Raw genomic sequence first — 21,709 nt, 5'->3', positions numbered from 1 at the left:
GGTGGATCGCGCCGCTATCGACGCCACCCTCGCGTTGGGACTGGTCCGTTCAGCCTAGAGGCGAGGCCCGACATCCGGCGCCCGGTAGTTTGGCCGCATGACCGTGCTCTGCCTGGACATCGGCTCGACGTGGACGAAGGGCGCCCTCGTGTCGTCCGCCGGTGACCTGCTGGGCACGGCACAGCACCCGACTACCCCGCCGGAGGTGCTTCAAGGCATCGACGCCGTCACCCAAGCCCTCGGTCCGGCCGAAGACACCCTCGCGTGCTCGTCCGCCGGCGGTGGCCTGCGGCTCGCCGTGGTCGGCCAGGAACGGCTGGTCAGCTCCGAGGCCGGGTACCGCGTGGCGTTGTCGGCCGGCGCGAAGGTCGTCCACGTGTCGGCCGGACCGCTGGACGGCGCGGGTGTCCGGGCGTTGCGCGCCGCCGCGCCGGACGTCGTGCTCCTGGTCGGCGGCACGGACGGCGGCGACCAGGACGTGCTCCTGCACAACGCCCGCCGGATCGGCGCGAACCGCATCGCGTGCCCGATCGTGCTCGCGGGCAACGCCGAGGCCCAGGCGGAGGCGGTGGACCTGCTCGCCGGCCGGACGGTCGTGCGCACCGCCAACGTGCTACCGGACGTGGGCGAACTGGCGCCCGGCCCGGCGCGTGCCGCGATCCGCGAGGTGTTCCTGGAGCACGTCATCGGCGGCAAGGGCCTGTCCCGCGGACCGAGGTTCCGCGGGCTCGTGCGGGCCGTCACGCCGGACGCGGTGCTCCGGGGCGTGTCCCGGCTGGCCATGCAGGACCGGGAGGGCGCGGTGCTGGTGGTGGACGTCGGCGGCGCGACCACGGACGTCTACTCGGCGGTGTCCACCGTGGAAGGCCCGGAGCGGACGGTGGCGCTGCCGCCGGACCGCCGCACGGTCGAGGGCGACCTGGGCGTGCGCTGGTCGGCGCCCGGCGTGGTGGCCGAGGCGGTGGCCGAGAAGCTGATCGACAAGGCGGAAGCCGCCGTCCTGCGCGGGGAGGCCGACGCACGGGCCGCCGACGTGTCGTGGCTGCCCGACGACCCGACCGCGGACCTCAGGCTCGCGGGCCTCGCCGCGGTGCTCGCGGTCCGCCGCCACCTGCGGCTGGTCGACGGCCGGCTGGGACCGCAGGGCGCGGGCCTGCTCGTGCTGTCCGGCGGCGTCTTCCGGCACGCCGGGTCCACAGCGGACGTCGAACGCGTGCTGCGGGCCGATCCCGTGCTCCGCCCGATCCTGCGCAACGCCGCCATCACCGTGGACCGCGACTACGTGCTCGCACCGGCCGGGCTGCTCGCCGAGGCAGGCCGCCCCGAAGCCGCCGACCGCCTGCTCACTGCTTTTCCCGTGACACCATCGGCGCCTGCCGCGCGATAGGCAGCACGGGCGGCGCGGGCTCGGGCGTCTCCAGACCGGCCGCGATGGCCACCGCCCGGTCCCACTCCGGGTCGGACGTGTAGTCCGAGTGCCGGTTCACGCCCGGCGCCCACCGCCGACCCGGGAACGGTCCGCGCTGCGGGTCCGGCAGCCAGTGGTCGCCGCCCAGCACCAGCGCGCCCGTCGGACCGCGCAACGCCGGCGGCAGCGCGCCCGACGTCCCGTCCGGCCGGAACCCCGTACCGAGCAGCATCCCGTCGTACACCTGCCGGTTCCACGTCATCACCGCGCCGCCCAACGCGTCCGTGCCCCGGCACAGCGCGCGCCACCGCCCCGCCAGCCCACCGGCCAGCGACTCCAGCGAGCTGTGCGGCACCACCGCCGGGAACGCGCGCGGGTACGCCCATTGCAGCTGCGACCCGGCGGTGACCAGCCCGACCCGTTCGGCCTCGGTCGGCGACAGCTCCTCCAGCAGCCGGGCCACCGCCACCGCCGCGAGCAGGCTGCCCTGGCTGTGCCCGGCCAGCACCACCCGCACGCCGGGGTCGGACAGGTGCTCCCGCACCCGCGCCACCAGCTCCGGCACCACCTTCAACGCGTAGCACGGCGGCACCACCGGGTGCGCCTCGCGCGGCCAGAACGCCGCCAGGTCGGCCAGCACCCCCACCTGCCGCGCCTTCTCCGGCCGTCGTGCCGCCAGGTACACCGCCCGGAGCAGCGACAACGCCAGCACGGCCAGCACGACCACGCCGAACCCGGAGATCGGCCGCGTCCACGTCGGCGGGTCGACCTCGCGCAGCCGCAGGAACGCCGAGGGCACCGCGCCGACCGCCAGCACCGCCGCCATCACCAGCACCACGTGGTGGCTGTGCCGCCGCTGCCACCGCGCCCACCACCACGCGCGAGCGGCGCGCTTCACGTCCCGAGCGCGCCCCGCGTGCAACAGGGCCGCCTCACGCGCCCACTCCTTGTTCCGCCGCAGCGAGCTCCACCGCATCATCCCGGTGGTCGCCGCCATCGCCACCGCCGCCAAGAATGCCAGCACCCCGGCCACACCCCACAGCAACGCGATGTAGTCGTACCCGCGCGGCAGCACGCCGTGCCCGAGCACCCGTCGCACGGTCAGCGCCACCCCCGCGCCGAACCCGCCACCGAGCAGCGCGGCCACCGCCACCACCGGCGCGGCCATCCAGCCACCGGCCCACGGCCGCAGGTCACGCGGCTGCGCCGACCACGTGCGCCGGGCCAGCAACGCGGCCGGCACCAGCAGCAGCCCGATCAGCACGCACACCGCCGCCACCAGCGCGGCCACCATCTGCACGGCCAGGTCCGCACCGGGCAACCGCACCGGCAACTGGACCAGCAACCCGGTCGCCACCAGCAACGACACCCACGACACCACCTGGAGCACCCGCCGCGGCCGACGTCCCAGCGCGGCCCGCAGCCACCGCCCTCCCCGGTGCGGCGCGCCGCCGGTCGGGTCGTCCAGCAGCATCGCGCCCAGCGCCGCCACCCCGACCAGGGCGACGCCGACCACCCAGCACACCGTGATCGCGACGCCGTGCCAGCCGGGCGCGAGCAGCGGACCCAGCGGCCCGCCCAACGCGATCACCACGGCCGTGCCCAACCCCGCCACGATGTGCAGCACCCGCAGCGCGGGCGTGTCGGGATCGGTCGCCACGTGCGCGCCGGGCAGCCCGGACCGGCCACCTCCGGCCGCCGCGGGCACCTCCTTGCGCTCGATCCGCCAGTCCACGCTCGACATCCGGTGCAGCACCAGCACGGCCAGCGCTATCGGCGCCAGCCCCACCACGGCCCGCACCCACGGCGTCGTGCTCATCCAGGACGGACCCCACAGGCACGTCGCACCCGGCGCGAGGCACTGCGCGGCCACCAGGTCGAGGCTGATCACCTCCAGCTGCGCCACCAGCAGCACGGTCAGCAGCAGCGCCGCCAACCTGAGCAGCGCGCGCAGCCCGACACCCAGCAGGTGGGCGGGCACGGACCCGGTGGGGGCGGGCGGCAGCATCCAGTGCGCCACGTTCGCCAGCGAGAACGGGAACAGCAGCGCCCACGTCGCCTTGGACCAGCCGCCGGACGTCATCCGGCCCCACACGTAGCCCTCGACGACCCGCGTCACGGGACGTCCCCCGGCCTGCAGCACGGGGCCGGGAGCGGGTCTGCGCAGCCGGTCGGCGGGGCGCACGACGCGGCCCAGCCCGTCGCCCGCCACGTCCACCGCCGCCACCGCGTCCACAAGGGACTGCGGAGTGGTGCCCTGGACACCGTGCACCCGCAGCTCGACCACCCGCGTGTCGGGGCCGGGAATCAGCACGTAAACCCTCCCGTGAACATCACTTCAGCTTTGCCATACTGGTCCATCGGCCCCCGGTTGACAGGCCACCCCGGCGGCCCGGCGTGGCGGGCGGTGCCCGCGAGGTATGGTCGGGCGAACCCGAGATGTGAGGAATCCGCATGATCGCCGACAGGCTCCAGACCCGTAACGGCCTCGACTTCGCCGTGGCGGACCTGTCCCTCGCCGAGTTCGGCCGCAAGGAGATCCGGCTGGCCGAGCACGAGATGCCAGGTCTGATGGCGCTGCGCCGCGAGTACTCGGAGGTCTACCCCCTCAGGGGCGCGCGGATCTCCGGTTCCCTGCACATGACGGTGCAGACGGCCGTGCTGATCGAGACCCTGGTGTCGCTGGGCGCCGAGGTCCGCTGGGCTTCGTGCAACATCTTCTCCACCCAGGACCACGCCGCCGCCGCGGTGGTCGTCGGCCCCCACGGCACCGTGGAGGAGCCCAAGGGCGTCTCGTGCTTCGCCTGGAAGGGCGAGACGCTGGAGGAGTACTGGTGGACCGCCGAGTCCATGCTGACCTGGCCGGACGGCGGCGGGCCGAACATGATCCTGGACGACGGCGGCGACGCGACGCTGCTGGTCCACAAGGGCGTGCAGTACGAGAAGGCCGGTGTCGTGCCGCAGCCCGAGGCGGACGACCCCGAGGAGTGGGCGCTCATCCTGGAGACGCTGCGCAAGTCGCTCGCGGCGGACAGCGGCAAGTGGACCCGGATCGCCCAGGACATCCGCGGCGTGACCGAGGAGACCACCACCGGCGTCATGCGGCTGTACCAGCTGGCCGCCGCCGGTGAGCTGCTGTTCCCCGCGATCAACGTGAACGACGCGGTGACCAAGTCGAAGTTCGACAACCGGTACGGCATCCGGCACTCGCTGATCGACGGCATCAACCGCGGCACCGACGTGCTGATGGGCGGGAAGGTGGCCGTGATCTGCGGTTACGGCGACGTCGGCAAGGGCGCGGCGGAGTCGCTGCGCGGCCAGGGCGCCCGGATCGTGGTGACCGAGATCGACCCGATCTGCGGGTTGCAGGCCGCGATGGACGGCTACGAGGTGCGGACCCTCGAAGAGGTCATCGGCCGGGCCGACATCGTGATCACGACGACCGGCAACAAGGACGTCGTGCGGGTCGAGCACATGGAGGCCATGAAGCACCAGGCGATCCTGGGCAATATCGGCCACTTCGACAACGAGATCGACATGGCGGGCCTGGCCCGGTACCCCGGCATCCGGCGGGTGAACATCAAGCCGCAGGTCGACGAGTGGGTGTTCCCGGACGGCCACACGATCCTGGTGCTGTCCGAGGGCCGGCTGCTCAACCTGGGCAACGCCACCGGTCACCCGAGCTTCGTGATGTCCAACTCGTTCTCCAACCAGGTGATCGCGCAGGTCGAGCTGTTCACCAAGCACGAGGAGTACGACAAGGAGGTGTACCGCCTGCCGAAGGTGCTGGACGAGAAGGTCGCCCGGATCCACCTGGAGGCGCTGGGCGGCAGCCTCACCAAGCTGAACAAGGAGCAGGCGGAGTACATCGACGTGGACGTCGAGGGCCCGTACAAGCCCGAGCACTACCGCTACTGAGCCGAGTGCCCCGCCTCCGGCGGGGCCTCCGGCGGCTCACGTCCACTCGACGCCGATGCCGGCGATACCGGGTCCGACGTCCTCGAAGTAGGCGCTGGCGAAGCCGCCCAGCCCGCACACCAGCTCCTCCAGGTCCACCGGCACGGCCTCGGCGTCCACCCGGAACTGCTTGGTGCACCGCGCGGGCAGGGCGCGGCGGTTGAACGCCAGTTGCAGCAGGTAGCTCCGGCAGGGTTCGCGGAACGTCCGCCGGTGGCCGGGCGTCGGCCCGCCGGTGTCGTCCACCACGGTGAAGCTGAACACGTGCTCCTCGCCCTCGGCGAGCCTGCGGTCGAACAGCAGCTCGAACGCCAACCCGCGGGTGGCCAACTGCCGGCGCAGGCGTCCCAGCCGGCAGCCCTCGCCCGGCCGCACCAGCGCGTTGTCGATCAGGCAGCCCTCGTCGCCCTGGTGCACGGCCAGGAACCGGTCCGGCCCGGCCTTCGCCGCCCGCACCACGATCCGGGTGGTGATCGACCGCTGCTCCCGCTCGGGGCCGACCAGCACGGTGTCGTGCACGGACACGACCTCGACGTCGCTGTTCGTGCCGACGTCGGTCACGGCCTCGAACTCCGTGAGCACCGGCACGGGTGACACCCAGCCGGACGGCCTGGTGGGCCGTGGTTGCGGTCGGTTGCCGACGAGCGCCACCAAGGACTCGGGCGGAAGCCGCAGCACGGTTTCCAAAGCTCGCACGGTCGCGATCGCACGCGGCACTTCCGGGTGACGCAGGCCGCGTTGCCAATAACTCAGCGTGGACTGCCCGACCTGCACGCCCTGCTGCTCCAGGTGTGCCCGCAACCGGGCCAAGGACAGGCCGCGGTGCGCGATGGCGTCGTGCAGCGCCCGGTGGAACGGTCCGTAGCGCAGTGTCTCGGCGAGGCCGCCGGGCAGGTTCCCAGGCGGGTGGCCGCCCGGCTCGTCCACCGGTCTGGCGTGCCCGGAATCCGCGGTCACCGCGGCACCACCCTTTCGCGCAACCGGAAATGGGGTTCACCGTAGTCACTCAATCTGGTGACGGAAAGGATCTACCGTCACCCAACTGGGGGATGTGATGCCGCCGATCGTGAGCACGCGGTGCCCCTTAGGGTGGTCGCGTGGGAAAACTCGTGGTGATCGAAGGCTTGGACGGCGCCGGCAAGCGCACCTTGGCCAAGGCCTTGACCGACGCGCTGGACGCGCGCGGCGCGAAGATCGCCACCGGCGCGTTCCCCCGTTACGACGAGGACGTGCACGCCGATCTGGTGCGCGACGCGCTGCACGGCAGGCTCGGCGACCTGACCGACTCCGTGTACGGCATGTCGGTCCTCTACGCCCTCGACCGGCGTGGCGCGGCGGACCGGATCCGCGCCGACCTCACCCAGTACGACGTGGTGCTGCTCGACCGGTACATCGCCTCCAACGCGGCCTACGGCGCGGCCCGCCTGCACCAGCCCGCAGGCGGCGGGTTCGTGGCCTGGTTGCGGGCGCTGGAGGTGGAACGCTTCGGGTTGCCGATCCCGGACCTGCACCTGCTGTTGCGCGTGCCGGCGGTCGTCGCCGCCGATCGCGCGGCCCACCGCGAGGCCGAAGAGGCGAGGGAGCGGGACCTGTACGAGTCCGACGGCGGCCTCCAAGCGCGCTGCGCCGCGGTGTACGACGAACTGGCCGCCTCGGCGTGGCTCTCGCCGTGGGAGGTGCTGGACGGCACCGCCGACCTGCACGTCGAGTCGATCCTCGACCGGTGGTTCACCCATTAGTGTTAATAAGTAACGAAACGTCACCAATCCGCCGATGAGTCGCTGACGATTCCCGTTCAGCGAGACGAGGTGGGCTGGTGGATCGGCGACAGAGACTGGCTACGGAGTGGACCCGACCGGCGACCAGCAGCGATGACCGCTGGGCGGTGCGTGGACTGCCGACCGCTAGTGGGACGATGTTGGGTATGAAGGCACGCGTGCTCGTCGTGGACGACGACCCCGCTCTGGCGGAGATGCTGACCATCGTGCTGCGGGGCGAGGGCTTCGACACCGCTGTGGTGGCCGACGGCGCCCGCGCGCTGCCCGCGCTTCGCGAGTTGAAGCCGGACCTGGTCCTGCTCGACCTGATGCTGCCCGGCATGAACGGCATCGACGTCTGCAAGGCGATCCGGTCCGAGTCGGGCGTCCCGATCGTGATGTTGACCGCCAAGAGCGACACGGTGGACGTCGTGCTCGGCCTGGAGTCCGGCGCGGACGACTACGTCGTCAAGCCGTTCAAGCCGAAGGAACTGGTCGCGCGCATCCGCGCCCGCCTGCGCCGCACGGAGGCCGAGCCGGCCGAGGTGTTGCAGATCGGCGACCTGACCATCGACGTGCCGGGTCACGAGGTGCTGCGCGAGGGCAAGCCGATCCAGCTCACGCCGCTGGAGTTCGACCTGCTCGTGGCCCTGGCCCGCAAGCCGCGCCAGGTGTTCACCCGAGAGGTGCTGCTGGAGCAGGTGTGGGGCTACCGGCACGCGGCGGACACCCGGCTGGTGAACGTCCACGTGCAGCGGCTGCGCTCCAAGGTCGAGCGCGACCCGGAGCACCCCGAGGTGGTCCTGACCGTCCGAGGCGTCGGGTACAAGGCCGGACCGCCATGATCGTCGGCGTCGGCAGTCCGCGACGCCGAACGGGACCACCACGCGAGGTCGCGTCGGTCGTTCGTGACTCCTCTTCCGGCGATCACGCGTTCCGATCGTCGGAAGAGCAGACGCGAGCGACCGACTTCCAGGTGACCGGGCCCCCGCCGCCGGAGGCGGCGCAATCCACCGCGGTTCGCGGGGCAGCGGCGAGATGACCCGGCGCTGGATCGACTCTGTGGCGCGCGCCGCGCGTCGCGGGGTCGAGCGCGCGCGGCGCCAGGCGCTGTCGTTCGGTGAGCTGTGGCGGCGGTCGCTCCAGCTGCGGGTCGTGGTGAGCACGCTCGCGCTGTCGTCCGCCGTGGTGTTCGTGCTGGGCATGGTCCTCCAGGTGCAGATCACCGGCCAGCTGCTGGAGACCAAGATCGAGGCGGCGCTCCGGCAGGCCGAGGCCAGCGCGGCGGCGATCCAGCCGGACCTGGCGGGCCTCAACCCCGGTCCGGACAGCGTCAAGACCCGGTTCACCGCCGCCCTGAACAAGATCAACACGTCCGGTGTCGACCTGGACCCCACCAGCTCGGGCGCGGGCGCGTTCGAACCGGTGCTCTACGACCCCGACCCGTCCGCGGTCGGCTCGGACGGCCTGCCCGTCGCCGTGGGCGAGTACCGCGACGTGCCGCAAGCCCTGATCAAGATGCTCGACCGGGGCAGCGCCGGCTACCAGATCACCACCGTGGTCCGCGAGTCGGGCCCGACGACTCTGCTGGTCGTCGGCAAGCCGGTGAACAGCTCCGCCCGCGCCATGCACCTGTACCTCCTGTTCCCGCTGACCAGCGAACAGGCCACGGCGGAAGTCGTGCAGAGCACCCTGGTCATCGGCGGACTGGCGCTGCTCCTGCTGCTCGCCCTCATCGCGAACCTGGTCACCCGGCAGGTCGTGCGGCCGGTCCGGCAGGCCGCCGAGATCGCCGAGCGGTTCGCCGACGGCAACCTGGACCAGCGGATGCCCGTGGTCGGCGAGGACGACGTGGCGCGACTGGCCGAGTCGTACAACGAGATGGCCGCGAGCATCCAGCGGCAGATCCACCAGCTGGAGGAGTTCGGCCAGCTCCAGCGGCGCTTCACCTCCGACGTGTCGCACGAGCTGCGCACCCCGTTGACGACCGTCCGGATGGCCGCGGACGTGCTGCACGCGTCCCGCGAGCAGTTCCCCGGCGGCCTGGCCCGGTCCACGGAACTGCTGGTGGACGAGCTGGACCGGTTCGAGTCGCTGCTCGGCGACCTGCTGGAGATCAGCCGGCTCGACGCGGGCGTGGAGGAGCTGGCCGCCGACGTGGTGGACATCCGCGTGCTGGCCCGGCGCGCCCACGACGCGGTGCGCGCGATCGCCAACAGCAGCGGCACGACGATCGTGCTGGACCTGCCCGACGAGGAGGTCACCGCCGAACTGGACGCCCGCCGGGTCGAGCGGATCCTGCGGAACCTGCTGGCCAACGCCATCGACCACGGCGAGGGCCTGCCGGTCGAGCTGACGCTCCGCGGTGACGGTGAGGCGATCGCGGTGACCGTCCGGGACCGCGGCGTCGGCCTGCGCGCCGGTGAGGCGGAGCTGGTGTTCAACCGGTTCTGGCGCGCCGACCCGTCCCGCAACCGCCGCACCGGCGGCACCGGCCTCGGCCTGTCGATCAGCCTGGAGGACGCACGGCTGCACGGCGGCTGGCTGGAGGCGTGGGGCGAACGCGGCCACGGCGCCGTCTTCCGGCTGACCCTGCCGTGCCGCCACGGCCACGAGCTGAAGTCCAGCCCGCTCCCGCTGGTGCCGCCCGACCTGCCGCCCGTGGTCGAGTCGGAGGGGGGCTCGGACCGGGAGGACGAGGTCGTCGAGCTGACCGAGGAGGAGTTCACGTGGCAGCCCGCGCAACCGGTCACCGGCGAACGCGAGGAGGTCCGGTGAGGCTCTTCGCGCTGCTCCTGGCCGTGTTCTTCGTCGCGGGCTGCGCGGCCATCCCGACCGAGACGTCGCCGATCCCGGTCAACCCGTCGCCGGGCAACGCCAGCGACGCCGCCGCGCCCAAGCCGGTCGACGACATCGAGCCGTTGACGCTGGTCCGCGAGTTCGTCAACGCCTCGGCCAACCCCGAGGACGACTACGAGGCGGCCAAGGCGTACCTGACGGAGGACGCGAAGAAGGCCTGGAACACCAAGGCCATGCCGACGATCATCGAGACGACGTTCAACACCGTGCCGACGCCGAGCGTGACGGCGGACGACAAGCAGCGCATGGTGCTGCTCCAGGGCCGCAACGTCGGCCGCCTCCAGTCGGAGGACAATTCGTTCATCCAGCTCGTCGGGACCCTGGACACGCCGATCGGGATCGAGCGCAACAGCGAGAACCAGTGGCGGATCTCGAAGCCTCCGGACGGCATCTACGTGCCGTTGGGCGGGTTCGAGCAGAACTACCGCCGGGTGACGTTGTTCTTCCACAACCCGGACTTCAGCGTGCTCGTGCCCGACCCGCGGTGGGTGGTCGCCGCGCCGTCGACCGAGATCCCGACCCGGGTGACGGACCTCCTGCTCAAGGGGCCCGCGGTGGGCATGCGGGGTGCGTTGACGACGGCCATCCCGAACGGCGCCGGGCAGCGGCGGAAGACGTCCGAAGCGGACGACGGCGCGCTCGAGGTGGACCTGACGAAGGTCGGCGACATCACGCCGCAGACCGGCAAGCAGATCGTGGCGCAGTTCGTGAAGTCCCTGGCGGGGGTCACCAGCAGCCGGGTCCGGGTGCTGGTGGAGGGCCAGCCGATCAGTCCCGACCAGCCCGAGTGGCGCACCGCGGACGTGCAGACCGGCGAGGCGCTGGCCACGCCCAAGGCCGACCTGAACGGGCTCCTCGTGAGCAACGGGCGGGTCCTGCAGATGAACGGCGACCCGCTGCCGGGGCCGGCCGGGGCGGGCGAGTACCAGGTGGTCAGCGCGGCGCAGTCGATGGACGGCAGCGAGCTGGCCGTGGTGAGCCGGGTCGCGGAGGGCTCCGTGCGGCTGAGGGTAGGCGCGCTGTCCGGGCCGCTGGGCGTGGTGGAACTGCCCGCGGCCACGATGACCAGGCCGACGTGGCTGCTCAGCGGGCGGCAGGGCGAGCCGAGCACCGAGGTGTGGACCGTGGTGGACGGCGTCAACGTGGTGCGGGTGATCAAGACCGAGGGCGGGTGGACGGCGAACGCGGTGAACGCGTCCGAGCTGACCGTGCTCGGTGGTGGCATCACCGAGCTGCGGCTGTCCCGGGACGGCACGCGGGTGGCGGCCGTCGTGGGCGGGAAGCTCGTGGCGGCGGCCGTGGTGCGGGGTCAGGACGCGGCGGTGTCGTTGCGGTCGCCGCGCAACCTCCGGTCGGCCGAGCTGGGCGCCGGCGCGTTGTCGCTGGACTGGCTCGCGCAGGACGTCGTCGTGGTGAGCACGTCGCTGCCCGCGTGGCCGATCGCCAAGGTCAACATCGACGGGGTGCGGATCGAGCGGTACAGCGCGTCGAACCTGACCGTGCCGGTGAACTCGGTGACCGCCGCGCCCGGCCGGAACGTGCTGGCGGTGGACCAGAGCGGCCTGTGGAGCGCCAGCGACGTGGGCGACGTGTGGCGCGCGTCGGCGACCAAGGTGCAGCCGGGCACCAAGGCGTTCTACCCGGGCTGAGGTGTTCGCGGAGCGGACCGCCGCCGGAGATTCACCCGATGGAGAACTCCGCGCGGGTCTCCCGGAGGCCCTGGATTGTCGGGGGTCGCCGGCATGGTCGAACCATGCTGATCAACCTGCTGTTCCCCCCGCGCTGTCCCGGCTGCGGCACCTGGGGCGTGCGCCTGTGCGCTCGTTGCCTGGCACTCTTCGGGTCTCCGATACGCGTGCCCGGCGCGGGTCCGCCGACATTCGCATTGGCCGTGTACACGGGTGCCGCCCGTGAGTTGGTGCTCGCGTTCAAGGAGCGCGGGCGTCGTGAACTCGCGGCCGTGTTCGGCGCGCTGATAGCCGCCGCGCTTCCGCGATTGCCCGGTGTGGGTGCCGATCCGTGGTTGGTTCCCGCGCCCTCTCGCGCGTCCGCCGCGCGTGCTCGCGGTGGGTCCCACGTGCTGAGAATGGCGCGTTCCTCCGGCTTGTCCGTCGCACCCGCGCTCGCATTCACGAAAGGTGTTCGTGATTCGGTGAACCTGGACGCGGCGTCCCGGCGGGCGAATCTGGCCGGGCGCGTGCGGCTGGTTCAGGGCGGTCTGCCACCGCCCGGAAGCGGGATTGTCCTGCTGGACGACGTGGTGACCACGGGATCGACGGCATCCGCCTGTGTTTCGGTGTTACAAGCCGGCGGGTACCGGGTATCCGCCGTGCTCACGCTGACGACTGCCCGCCCTGCCCACCCACAAGGGTGAAACTTGCCGGGAACCTCTCGGCACGTTCGCCCGTTGGCCGGATATGACGCCCCCGTCGAGGCCGTTCGCCCTAGCCACTCTGGCGACAGGTGACCGCGCCAAACTGGGCCGTTCGGGTGAGCGGCCGTCAGCGTGGCGTCTCAGCGTGCGCTTGTCGCGCCGAGCTGGTACCGGTTTCTCGTCGCTGTGTGTCACGGCCGGAAATTCTTCGAGTTCCCCCGCCCCGGGGGGTGTCGCGACGGCGAATACCGGGCTAACGTGCACCGCTATCAGCGTTCCCGGCACGCGGGGAGGAGGCGAACAGCCCATGACCCTGGCGCCGGTGGGGCGCTGAGGGACCACCCTCAGCGACAACGCCCGCGACGTGATCGCGAATCCGGCGCCCAAGCGATCCAAAGCCATTGCTCGCAGCAAAGCGAGGGAGGTCGTGTATGGACATCGTCGTTAAGGGCCGCAATGTCGAGGTGCCCGATCACTATCGGGTTCACGTCAGCGACAAGCTGACGCGGCTTGAGCGTTACGACCGCAAGGTCATCCGCTTTGACGTGGAACTCTTCCACGAGCCGAACCGCCGGCAGTCCAAGAACTGCCAGCGTGTGGAAATCACCGGCAAGGGACGCGGCCCGGTGATTCGTGCCGAAGCGTGTGCGGGCGACTTCTACGCCGCCCTGGACTCCGCGGTGACGAAGCTCGAGAACCGGTTGCGGCGCTCGCATGACCGCAGGCGTGTGCACCACGGGCGCCGCGGCCCCACGTCGGTCGCCGAGGCGACCAGCGGGCTCGCCGACACTCTGCCCCTCGGTTCCGACCACGACGCCCAGACGCAGGGCGAGTGGTTCGGCCGGACTGCCGTGCTGGAAGCGGACGAGTCGGACCCCGCCGACGAGGGCATGGCGGAAGTGCCCGCGCAGCGCTGGGAAGACGGCGTCGAGGACAGCCTGCCCGGCCAGATCGTGCGCGAGAAAGAGCACACGGCCAAGCCGATGAGCGTCGACCAGGCCCTCTACGAGATGGAACTGGTCGGCCACGACTTCTACCTGTTCTCCGACGCCGACAGCGGACGTCCGAGCGTCGTCTACCGCCGAAAGGGATTCGACTACGGCGTGATCAGGCTCGTCTGACCACGGTCCCCTCACCTGACCTCGCAGCCCCCGGCGTCCAAGACGCCGGGGGCTGTATTCGATTGCCGCTGTGTTGGATTGCCGCTGCTCCGCAGACGGCGGCTCGGTCGCCTGGAAGTCGACCGTTCGCGCCCCATTTTCCGGCGATCGAAGGGCGTGATCGCCGGAAAATGGGGCGCGAACGATCGACGCGACCTCGCGTGGTGGCTGGTTTCGGGGCGGTGGACGTGCCGGGTGCGTGCCGGGTGCGTGCCGGGGGTGTGCCGGGGGACGTGCGCCGGGTGCGTGCCGGGGTGTGTCTGGGGGGCGGTCAGGTGTGTGCCGGGGGGCGTGTCGGCGGAGGTAGGGGGTGCGTGCCGGGGGTGCGTGTCGGTGGTCGTGTGCTGGGCTGCGTGCCAGCGGGGTGCGATCGGGCTCTACATCGGGTGAATCTGCGGGTTCTGGCGGGTGCCGCCGGGTGTGGTTGGTTGGTGGCTGCGGGACCGGTCCCGGTGGGCTTGACCGGCTACGGGCGTGATCTTGGTGTGGCGTGCCGCCGGTGGGGGCGGGGGTCCGTCACAGGGGGTTCCGCACCCCTTCCTACCTGTGTCTGTGCACACACCTTCACGACTTGCCTACGATGGTCGGTGGTGAAGGCTCGCCATGGCCGTGGCGAGCCCTGTGGAAGGCGCCCGTCCCCCGGGCGCGTCGCGATGAGGTAATGAGGTCGACCCGGATGGTGCTGTCCCGACTGCTCCGCGCTGGCGAGGGCAAGATGCTCAAGCGCCTGCGCAACATCGCAGCGCACATCAACAACCTCGAAGACGACGTCGTCGACCTCTCCGATGCGGAGTTGCGCGCGAAGACGGAGGAGTTCCGTCAGCGCTACGCCGACGGCTGGACCCTCGACGACCTGCTGCCGGAGGCCTTCGCGGTCGTCCGGGAGGGCGCCAAGCGCACCCTCGGCCAGCGGCCGTTCGACGTCCAGCTGATGGGCGGCGCCGCGCTGCACCTCGGTCAGATCGCCGAGATGCGCACCGGTGAGGGCAAGACGTTGACCTCCGTGCTGCCCGCCTACCTGAACGCGATCGCGGGCGAGGGCGTGCACGTCGTCACGACCAACGACTACCTGGCGAAACGTGACGCCGACTGGATGGGCCGCATCCACCGGTTCCTCGGCCTCACCGTCGGCGCGATCCTGTCGGAGATGACGCCCGAACAGCGCCGGACCGCCTACAACGCGGACATCACGTACGGCACGAACAACGAGTTCGGCTTCGACTACCTGCGCGACAACATGGCCTGGAGCCGTGACGAGATGGTCCAGCGGGGCCACTTCTTCGCGCTGGTCGACGAGGTCGACTCGATCCTGATCGACGAGGCCCGCACGCCGCTGATCATCTCCGGCCCGGCCGACCAGTCGTCGCGCTGGTACGTCGAGTTCGCCCGGCTGGCCACGCGGATGCGCAGGGACACCCACTACGAGGTGGACGAGCGCAAGCGCACGATCGGCGTCACCGAGGCGGGCGTGCAGTTCGTCGAGGACCAGCTCGGCATCGACAACCTGTACGACTCGACCAACACGCCGCTGGTCGGCTACTTCCAGAACGCGATCAAGGCGAAGGAACTGTTCACCAAGGACAAGGACTACATCGTCCGCAGCGGTGACGTCATGATCGTCGACGAGTTCACCGGCCGCGTGCTGGCGGGACGTCGCTACAACGAGGGCATGCACCAGGCGATCGAGGCCAAGGAAGGCGTCGAGATCAAGGCGGAGAACCAGACCCTCGCCACGATCACCCTGCAGAACTACTTCCGGCTGTACCAGAAGCTCGGCGGCATGACCGGTACCGCCGAGACCGAGGCGGCGGAGTTCCAGCAGACCTACAAGCTCGGTGTGGTGCCGATCCCGACGAACCGGCCGATGCAGCGCAAGGACGAGGCCGACCTGGTCTACAAGACCGAGGAGGCCAAGTTCGACGCGGTCGCCGACGACATCGCCGAGCGGCACGAGAAGGGCCAGCCGGTGCTGGTCGGCACGACGAGCGTCGAGCGCTCGGAGTACCTGTCGAAGCTGCTGGTCAAGAGGGGCATCCCGCACGAGGTGCTGAACGCGAAGCACCACGACCGCGAGGCGCTGATCATCGCGAAGGCCGGCCGCAAGGGCGCCGTCACGGTGGCCACGAACATGGCCGGTCGCGGTACGGACATCGTGCTGGGCGGTAACCCGGACATCCTCGCCGACCACGAGCTGCGCGAACGCGGCCTGGACCCGGTGGAGAACCCGGAGGAGTACGAGGCCGCCTGGGCGAAGCTGATCGAGGAGATCACCGCCGAGGTCAAGTCCGAGGCGGAGGAGGTCCGCGCGGCCGGTGGCCTGTACGTGCTGGGCACCGAGCGGCACGAGTCGCGGCGGATCGACAACCAGCTGCGCGGTCGTTCCGGCCGGCAGGGTGACCCGGGCGAGTCGCGGTTCTACCTGTCGCTGAAGGACGAGCTGATGCGCCGCTTCAACGCGGCGATGGTCGAGACGGTGATGACCCGGCTGAAGGTGCCGGACGACGTGCCGATCGAGCACAAGATGGTCACCCGGGCCATCCGCAGCGCGCAGACGCAGGTCGAGCAGCAGAACTTCGAGATCCGCAAGAACGTCCTCAAGTACGACGAGGTGATGAACGAGCAGCGCAAGGTGATCTACGCCGAGCGCCACCGCGTGCTCGACGGCGAGGACCTGCGTGACCAGGTCGAGCACATGATCACCAGCGTGGTCGGCGCCTACGTCGACGGCGCGACGTCCGACGGCTACGCCGAGGACTGGGACCTCGACCAGCTGTGGACGGCGCTCAAGACGCTGTACCCGATCACGCTCGACCCGAAGAAGCTGCTCGAAGAGGAAGACGACGTCAGCCGCGAGTCGCTGCGGGCGAAGCTCGAAGCCGACGCCCTGGCCGCGTACGAGGCGCGCGAGGCCGACATCGACGGCCGCGTCGGGCCGGGTGCCATGCGTGAGCTGGAGCGCCGCGTCCTGCTGTCCGTGCTGGACCGCAAGTGGCGTGAGCACCTGTACGAGATGGACTACCTGAAGGAGGGCATCGGCCTGCGGGCGATGGCCCAGCGCGACCCGCTGATCGAGTACCAGCGGGAAGGCTTCGACATGTTCAAGGCCATGCTGGAGGCCTTGAAGGAGGAGACCGTCGGTTTCCTGTTCAACCTCCAGGTCGAAGCCGCCGAACCGCAGCCCGCCGCCGAGCCGCCGGTCCAGGTGTCGATCGCCAACGGCGGCCCGCTGGCCGGCAGCCGTGCCCGGGCCCGCGCAGCAGCCGCCGCTGCCTCCCAGCAGCCGGCAGCCGCGCCCCAGGCCCCCGCCGGCCCGGCCCTGGCGCAACTCCAGAGCGGCAACGCCATCCCGCCCGCGCTGCGCGGCAAGGGCTTGGACGGCCGGGGTCAGCAGGGCCTGACCTACTCCGGCCCGTCGGAGTCCGGTGACGCCGAGACCAGTGGCAACGACGCGCAGCCCGGTGGAGGCCAGGGCGGAACCCGCAAGGAGCGCCGAGCCGCCGCCCGCGCCCAGGCCAAGGGCCAGCGCAAGGGTCCGCGCCAGTAGCACCGGGAACACACGTGAAGCGGGGTGTCGGCTGAAGCCGGCACCCCGCTCCGCTTTCACCACAAGCGTCGGGTGCCGTCAGGGGAGCAGGTGGAATTCGGTGCAGTGCCAGCGGGAGTTCCGGCGTTCCACCCGAGCGGCGAAGGCTCGGACTTTTGTCGGCATGTGGAGCGTTCCCGCCAGTTCCGCCGCATCCTCCGACACGTGGCACAGCCGGTAGCGGCCCAAGCGGGCGTGGGTTCGAGTCGTGGCTCCGGTGAGGGTGGTCAGGGCATCCGGTGCGAAGGTCGCCGACAGCTGGCGTGGTGGCCGCCGCCCGTTCAGCGCCTCTATCAGCGGGAACAGGAAGCGGCGGGGGTCGAGTGCCGCCCCGGCGGTCGTAGGGCCGCTGAAGGGCGCTGAGGGCTCGGTGGCGAGGTGCTGGGAGGTCGTGGGCCCGGCCGACGACAGCGTGCGCAGTTGAGGTGGCATGCTGAACCGAGAGCGAACAGCCGGAGTTGCGTACCAAGATCACCTGATGGAGGCATGGTGCGGGGACTGGTGCTGGACTTCGGCGGCGTGCTGACCGACCTCGGCGACGACCACACCGCCGGCGAACCGCCCCTGCTCACGGCCACCCGCCAGGTCCGCGACCACGGCATCCGCACCGCCGTGCTGTCCAACGCCGACGGCCTGTGGCGTCCCCCGACCGGGTGGGCCGAGCTGTTCGACGCCGTGATCACCTCCGGCGACGCGGGCATGGCCAAACCCGACCGGCGCATCTACCTCCTCGCCGCCGCACGCCTCGACCTGCCGGCGCACGCATGCGTGTTCGTGGACGACCTCGCGGTCAACGTCCGGGGCGCGGCGGCAGCCGGAATGGTCGGTGTGCACCACCAGTCCGTGCGATCCACTCTCGAGGAACTCGAAACCCTGCTGCAGATCCCTCTGCGGGGTTAATCGGTCACGAAACGCCACCGAAGATCCACCCGGGCGATGAATTGCCGCTCGCCCCGATTCCCCCGTACGTTCTAAGCGTTTACCGACGTCCACCACAAAAGGCACAAGCCGCGGTTCCGCATCCGACGCGTCACGAGCGGCGTGGGTGTGGGCATCGAGGGTTGACCGGGGACGGGCCCGTGTCGCACGGGTACCGCGTTCGGGTGGCTGTGGTGAGCCACTGGTCAGCCGGTTAGGCAGCGCGGGTGTCGGAGCGGCCCTCCGGTGCCCGCGCTGCGCCGACCAAGCGCGGCCGGGCCGAAGCACCGGAGTCAGCGGGCGGTGCGCCGCCGCACGACCTCGAAGCACAGCACGGCCGCCGCGCTGGCCACGTTCAGCGACTCGACCCCCGCCGCCATCGGGATGGACAGCCACCCCGTCACGTGCGGCCGCACGTCGTCCGAGATGCCCGCCGACTCACTGCCCAGCACGAACGCCGCCCGCGCCGGCAGGTCCGCCGAGTACACCGACTCCCGGGCGTTCGCGTCGAGCGCGTAGATCGGGTAACCGGCGCCCCGCAGCGAGGCGGCGGCCTCGGCCGCTGTCGCACACCGCAGGACCGGAGCCCGGAACGCCACCCCGGCCGATGCCTTCACCACCATCGGGTCGATCGACGCGACCCCCCGGCGCGGCACCACGATGCCGTCCATCCCGGCGGCCGTCGCGGTCCGCAGGATCATGCCGACGTTCGCCGGAGTGGTGATGCCGTCGAGCACCAGCACGTTCCGGGGGTTCTCGCGCAGCCCCAGCTCAAGCGGTCGCATCCGGGGCGCGACCACGTCGGCCAGCACGCCCTGGTCCTGCTTCCCGTTCCCGGCCAGCACCTTGACCCGCTGCGCCGTCGCGCGCTGCACCTGAACGCCCCGCCGGTTGGCCGCGTCCAGGATCTCCCGGGCGGCCGGACCGCGCGCCGTGTCGGCGAGCACGACCTTGTCGACTTCGAGCCGCGGGTCGTCGAGCGCTTCCAGCACGGGCTTGCGGCCGTACACGGTGACGAACCTGTCCTTGGGTGACACATCCACGTCGGCAAGTGTCCACTACCCGATTGGGGCTTGTTTTTGCGCTGTCAATCATGATGATCGTCACATGACAACGCGCGACGAGGCGCATCGTCTGCTGGCCAGCGGCCGGGAGGCGGACGTCTACCTGCGTCCCGACGGTCTGCTGGTCAAGCGCAGCCGCGCGGGCCGCGACCTCGGGCCCGAAGCCGAGCTGATGCGGTACCTGCGCCGGCACGGCATACCGGTGCCGAGGGTGGCGGACGCCTCGGAGACGGACCTGGTGATGGAGTACGTCCCCGGCCCGCGCATGTCGCAGGAGCTGGACGCCAAGCCGTGGCGCGCGGGCGCGCTGGGTCGTGAGCTGGCCGAACTCCACCGCAAACTGGACGCCGTGCCCCCGCCGACCTTCCTGGACGGGCAGGGCCCGCACGGCGACGGCGGCCTGCTGCACCTCGACCTGCACCCCGGCAACGTGGTGATGGGCCCGGAGGGCGCGGTGGTGGTCGACTGGGCCAGCGCGCGCAAGGGCGACCGGAAGGTCGACGTGGCGATGAGCTGGCTGGCGATCGCGGTGGCGCCGTTGCGGCCGGTCAAGCGGCTCGCCCGGTCACGGCTGGTGCGCGGTTTCCTGTCGGGCGTGGACGTCTCGGTGCGGGTCGAGGCCCGTCGGGCCATGCCGGCGGCGGCGGCGATCAGGCTGGCCCGGCACCACCGGGACGAAGCCGAGGTCAGCGCCGTGCGCAGACTCGTGCGCGCCTGCACCGACTAGCCTGGTCCGCATGCCCGACCGCCTGTCCGCGCTCGACGCCTCGTTCCTGTACCTGGAGGACTCCACGACGCCGATGCACGTCGGTGGGGTGGCGGTGTTCCGCCGACCGCGCACCGGGTTCGACTACGACCGGTTGGTCGACCTGATCGAGCAGCGGCTGTCGCTGGTACCCCGGTACCGGCAGAAGGTCGTGCACGTGCCCGGACGGCTGGCCCGGCCGGTGTGGGTGGACGACCCGGACTTCGACGTGACGTACCACGTGCGGCGGTCGGCGCTGCCGAAACCGGGCAGCGACCAGCAGTTGCACGACCTCGTGGCGCGGCTGATGTCCCGGCCGCTCGACCACACCCGGCCGTTGTGGGAGATCTACCTGGTCGAGGGCCTGGCCCGGAACCGGACCGCGGTGATCACCAAGACGCACCAGGCGATGGTGTCCGGGATCGGGGCGCCGGAGATCGGGCAGGTGATCCTGGACGTGTCCGCCACGCCGCGACCACCGGTGGAGGCGCTGTGGATGCCGTCGCCGGAGCCGAGCGGGCTGCAGCTGGTGGTGGACGCGGTGGCCGAGGCCGTGCAGCGGCCGGGTGAGATGGTCGAGAACGTCCGGTCGGCGGCGTTGGACACGGTGGAGACGGTGCGGAAGGTCGCCGGGGTGTTCGGCGGGTTGGCGTCCGCGGTGCGCACCGCCGTCACGCCCGCGCCGGGCAGCCCCTTGAACGTCCGGATCTCGCCGCAGCGCCGGTTCGCGGTGGCGCGCACCCAGTTGGACGACTTCCGGGTCATCCGGCGGGCGCACGGCGGCACGGTGAACGACGGCGTGCTGGCGGCGTTGTCCGGGGCGATGCGGAACTGGCTGCTGTCGCGCGGCGAGGTCGTGACGGCGGGGACCACGATCCGGGCGATGGCGCCGATGTCGGTGCGCGACGACGAGACGCAGGTGTCGGCGTACCTGGTGGACCTGCCGGTGGGGGAGCCGAACCCGGTCGTGCGGCTGCACCACGTGTCGCACGCGACGCGGGCGCACCAGGAGTCGGGGCAGTCGGTGGCGGCCCAGACGCTGGTGCGGTTCTCGGGCTTCGCGCCGCCGACCCTGCACGCGTTGGGCGCGCGGGCGGCGTCGTCGTTCTCACGGCGGTTGTTCAACGTCGTGGTGACGAACGTGCCGGGGCCGCAGGTGCCGCTGTACGCGGCGGGGGCGAAGATGATCGAGATGTTCCCGGTCGTGCCGCTGGCGAAGAACCAGGCGTTGTCGATCGGCGTGACGTCTTATGACGGTGGCGTGTACTTCGGCTTGAACGCGGACCGCGACGCGATGTCCGATGTGGACGTCCTGGCCGCGATGGTCGAGGAGTCGGTGGAGGAACTGATGGGAACGGTGTCCACATGAGGGTGTACCTCCCGGCGACCGTCGCGATGTTGCGCGACTTGGTGGACACGGGCGAGTTCGTGCCGGTCGGCGGGACGGGGTTCGCCCTGACGCCCGCGTTGCGCGAGTCCTACGCGACAGGGGACACGGAGGAGCTGGAGTACTCCGCGATGCTCGACGCCGCGCGCGGGTCGTTGCGGCTGATCGCGGGGGACGAGAAGGCGGTGCCCCGGCGCGCGGTGGTCTCGGTGGACGTGCCGGACGTGAAGCTGCGGCCGGACCTGGACTTCTCGGTGGTGAAGCTGTCGGGGCCGGTGCCGATGAAGCTGGTGGCCGCGATCCACCTGGACACGCTGGAGGCCGAGGAGGACGTGCGCGCGGCTGCGGACGTGATCGACGCGGCGGACCTGGGCGATCCGGACGCGGAGTTCGCGCTGGGCGGGGCGGAGGACCACGAGCTGGCTTGGTACGCGGCGCAGGAGCTGCCGTTCCTGCTGGAGCTGATGTAGGCGTTCGTCGGTCGACCCCCAGGGGAG

The 21,709-nt window shown here is 71.4% G+C and carries 17 protein-coding genes; 13 read left to right on the top strand and 4 right to left on the bottom strand.

Translation table 11 applies throughout. The features are described 5' to 3' along the window. Nucleotides 1-97 precede the first annotated feature (97 nt). The gene (locus ACRAKI_RS32185; protein WP_447004249.1) at nt 98-1,387 is read left to right on the top strand and encodes a glutamate mutase L; all 1,290 of its coding nucleotides are present in this window, start codon (nt 98-100) and stop codon (nt 1,385-1,387) included. Here ACRAKI_RS32185 and ACRAKI_RS32180 read toward each other — a convergent pair. Further along, nucleotides 1,344-3,722 carry a hypothetical protein gene (locus ACRAKI_RS32180; RefSeq protein WP_447004248.1) on the bottom strand — a complete coding sequence of 793 codons (2,379 nt, stop codon included), beginning with the start codon at nt 3,720-3,722 and terminating at the stop codon, nt 1,344-1,346. The genes ACRAKI_RS32185 and ACRAKI_RS32180 overlap by 44 nt on opposite strands. A 140-nt stretch (nt 3,723-3,862) precedes the next feature. Between ACRAKI_RS32180 and ahcY the strand changes: the two genes are divergently transcribed. After that, nucleotides 3,863-5,326, top strand: a complete 1,464-nt coding sequence (gene ahcY, locus ACRAKI_RS32175; protein WP_447004247.1) for an adenosylhomocysteinase — start codon at nt 3,863-3,865, stop codon at nt 5,324-5,326. A 36-nt stretch (nt 5,327-5,362) separates the two neighbouring features. On the opposite strand, the gene ACRAKI_RS32170 is transcribed toward ahcY, so the two are convergent. Next, complete coding sequence (locus ACRAKI_RS32170) at nt 5,363-6,322, bottom strand: hypothetical protein (protein WP_447004246.1); 960 nt, start codon at nt 6,320-6,322, stop codon at nt 5,363-5,365. A gap of 140 nt (nt 6,323-6,462) precedes the next feature. On the opposite strand from ACRAKI_RS32170, the gene ACRAKI_RS32165 reads away from it, so the two are divergent. The 7 genes from ACRAKI_RS32165 (at nt 6,463) to secA (ending at nt 17,059) form a co-directional block, all read left to right on the top strand. After that, a complete protein-coding gene (locus ACRAKI_RS32165; protein WP_447004245.1) occupies nt 6,463-7,104 on the top strand; it encodes a dTMP kinase in 642 nt (213 codons plus the stop codon). 185 nt (nt 7,105-7,289) lie between these two features. Beyond that, complete coding sequence (mtrA, locus tag ACRAKI_RS32160; protein WP_015104936.1) at nt 7,290-7,967, top strand: MtrAB system response regulator MtrA; 678 nt, start codon at nt 7,290-7,292, stop codon at nt 7,965-7,967. Nucleotides 7,968-8,160: 193 nt separating this feature from the next. Continuing rightward, complete coding sequence (gene mtrB, locus ACRAKI_RS32155) at nt 8,161-9,900, top strand: MtrAB system histidine kinase MtrB (protein WP_447004244.1); 1,740 nt, start codon at nt 8,161-8,163, stop codon at nt 9,898-9,900. Further along, nucleotides 9,897-11,630 carry an LpqB family beta-propeller domain-containing protein gene (locus tag ACRAKI_RS32150; protein ID WP_447004243.1) on the top strand — a complete coding sequence of 578 codons (1,734 nt, stop codon included), beginning with the start codon at nt 9,897-9,899 and terminating at the stop codon, nt 11,628-11,630. The genes mtrB and ACRAKI_RS32150 overlap by 4 nt, the downstream gene beginning before the upstream one ends. A gap of 104 nt (nt 11,631-11,734) precedes the next feature. After that, the gene (locus ACRAKI_RS32145; protein WP_447004242.1) at nt 11,735-12,355 is read left to right on the top strand and encodes a ComF family protein; all 621 of its coding nucleotides are present in this window, start codon (nt 11,735-11,737) and stop codon (nt 12,353-12,355) included. 431 nt (nt 12,356-12,786) lie between these two features. Next, nucleotides 12,787-13,476: a ribosome hibernation-promoting factor, HPF/YfiA family gene (gene hpf, locus ACRAKI_RS32140; RefSeq protein ID WP_447004241.1), complete on the top strand. Its 690-nt coding sequence runs from the start codon at nt 12,787-12,789 to the stop codon at nt 13,474-13,476. Nucleotides 13,477-14,191: 715 nt separating this feature from the next. Next, nucleotides 14,192-17,059 (top strand): preprotein translocase subunit SecA, encoded by a 2,868-nt coding sequence (gene secA, locus ACRAKI_RS32135; RefSeq protein WP_447008573.1) that lies wholly within the window; start codon nt 14,192-14,194, stop codon nt 17,057-17,059. Nucleotides 17,060-17,137: 78 nt separating this feature from the next. On the opposite strand, the gene ACRAKI_RS32130 is transcribed toward secA, so the two are convergent. Then, the gene (locus ACRAKI_RS32130) at nt 17,138-17,530 is read right to left on the bottom strand and encodes an Rv3235 family protein (protein ID WP_447004240.1); all 393 of its coding nucleotides are present in this window, start codon (nt 17,528-17,530) and stop codon (nt 17,138-17,140) included. Between the two features lie 54 nt (nt 17,531-17,584). On the opposite strand from ACRAKI_RS32130, the gene ACRAKI_RS32125 reads away from it, so the two are divergent. Next, the gene (locus ACRAKI_RS32125) at nt 17,585-17,998 is read left to right on the top strand and encodes an HAD-IA family hydrolase (RefSeq protein ID WP_447004239.1); all 414 of its coding nucleotides are present in this window, start codon (nt 17,585-17,587) and stop codon (nt 17,996-17,998) included. A 311-nt stretch (nt 17,999-18,309) separates the two neighbouring features. On the opposite strand, the gene ACRAKI_RS32120 is transcribed toward ACRAKI_RS32125, so the two are convergent. Then, nucleotides 18,310-19,059 carry a TrmH family RNA methyltransferase gene (locus ACRAKI_RS32120; protein ID WP_447004238.1) on the bottom strand — a complete coding sequence of 250 codons (750 nt, stop codon included), beginning with the start codon at nt 19,057-19,059 and terminating at the stop codon, nt 18,310-18,312. Nucleotides 19,060-19,123: 64 nt separating this feature from the next. Between ACRAKI_RS32120 and ACRAKI_RS32115 the strand changes: the two genes are divergently transcribed. The 3 genes from ACRAKI_RS32115 to ACRAKI_RS32105 are packed head-to-tail and all read left to right on the top strand — an operon-like array spanning nt 19,124 to nt 21,682. After that, nucleotides 19,124-19,807 (top strand): phosphotransferase, encoded by a 684-nt coding sequence (locus ACRAKI_RS32115; RefSeq protein ID WP_447004237.1) that lies wholly within the window; start codon nt 19,124-19,126, stop codon nt 19,805-19,807. A 10-nt stretch (nt 19,808-19,817) separates the two neighbouring features. Then, nucleotides 19,818-21,194, top strand: a complete 1,377-nt coding sequence (locus ACRAKI_RS32110) for a WS/DGAT/MGAT family O-acyltransferase (protein WP_447004236.1) — start codon at nt 19,818-19,820, stop codon at nt 21,192-21,194. Beyond that, entirely contained in the window at nt 21,191-21,682 is a 492-nt protein-coding gene (locus tag ACRAKI_RS32105; protein ID WP_447004235.1) for a DUF6912 family protein, read from the top strand. The genes ACRAKI_RS32110 and ACRAKI_RS32105 overlap by 4 nt, the downstream gene beginning before the upstream one ends. Nucleotides 21,683-21,709: the final 27 nt, after the last annotated feature.

Source organism: Saccharothrix isguenensis, from assembly GCF_052936305.1.
This window is presented reverse-complemented; position numbering and strand designations above follow the sequence as displayed.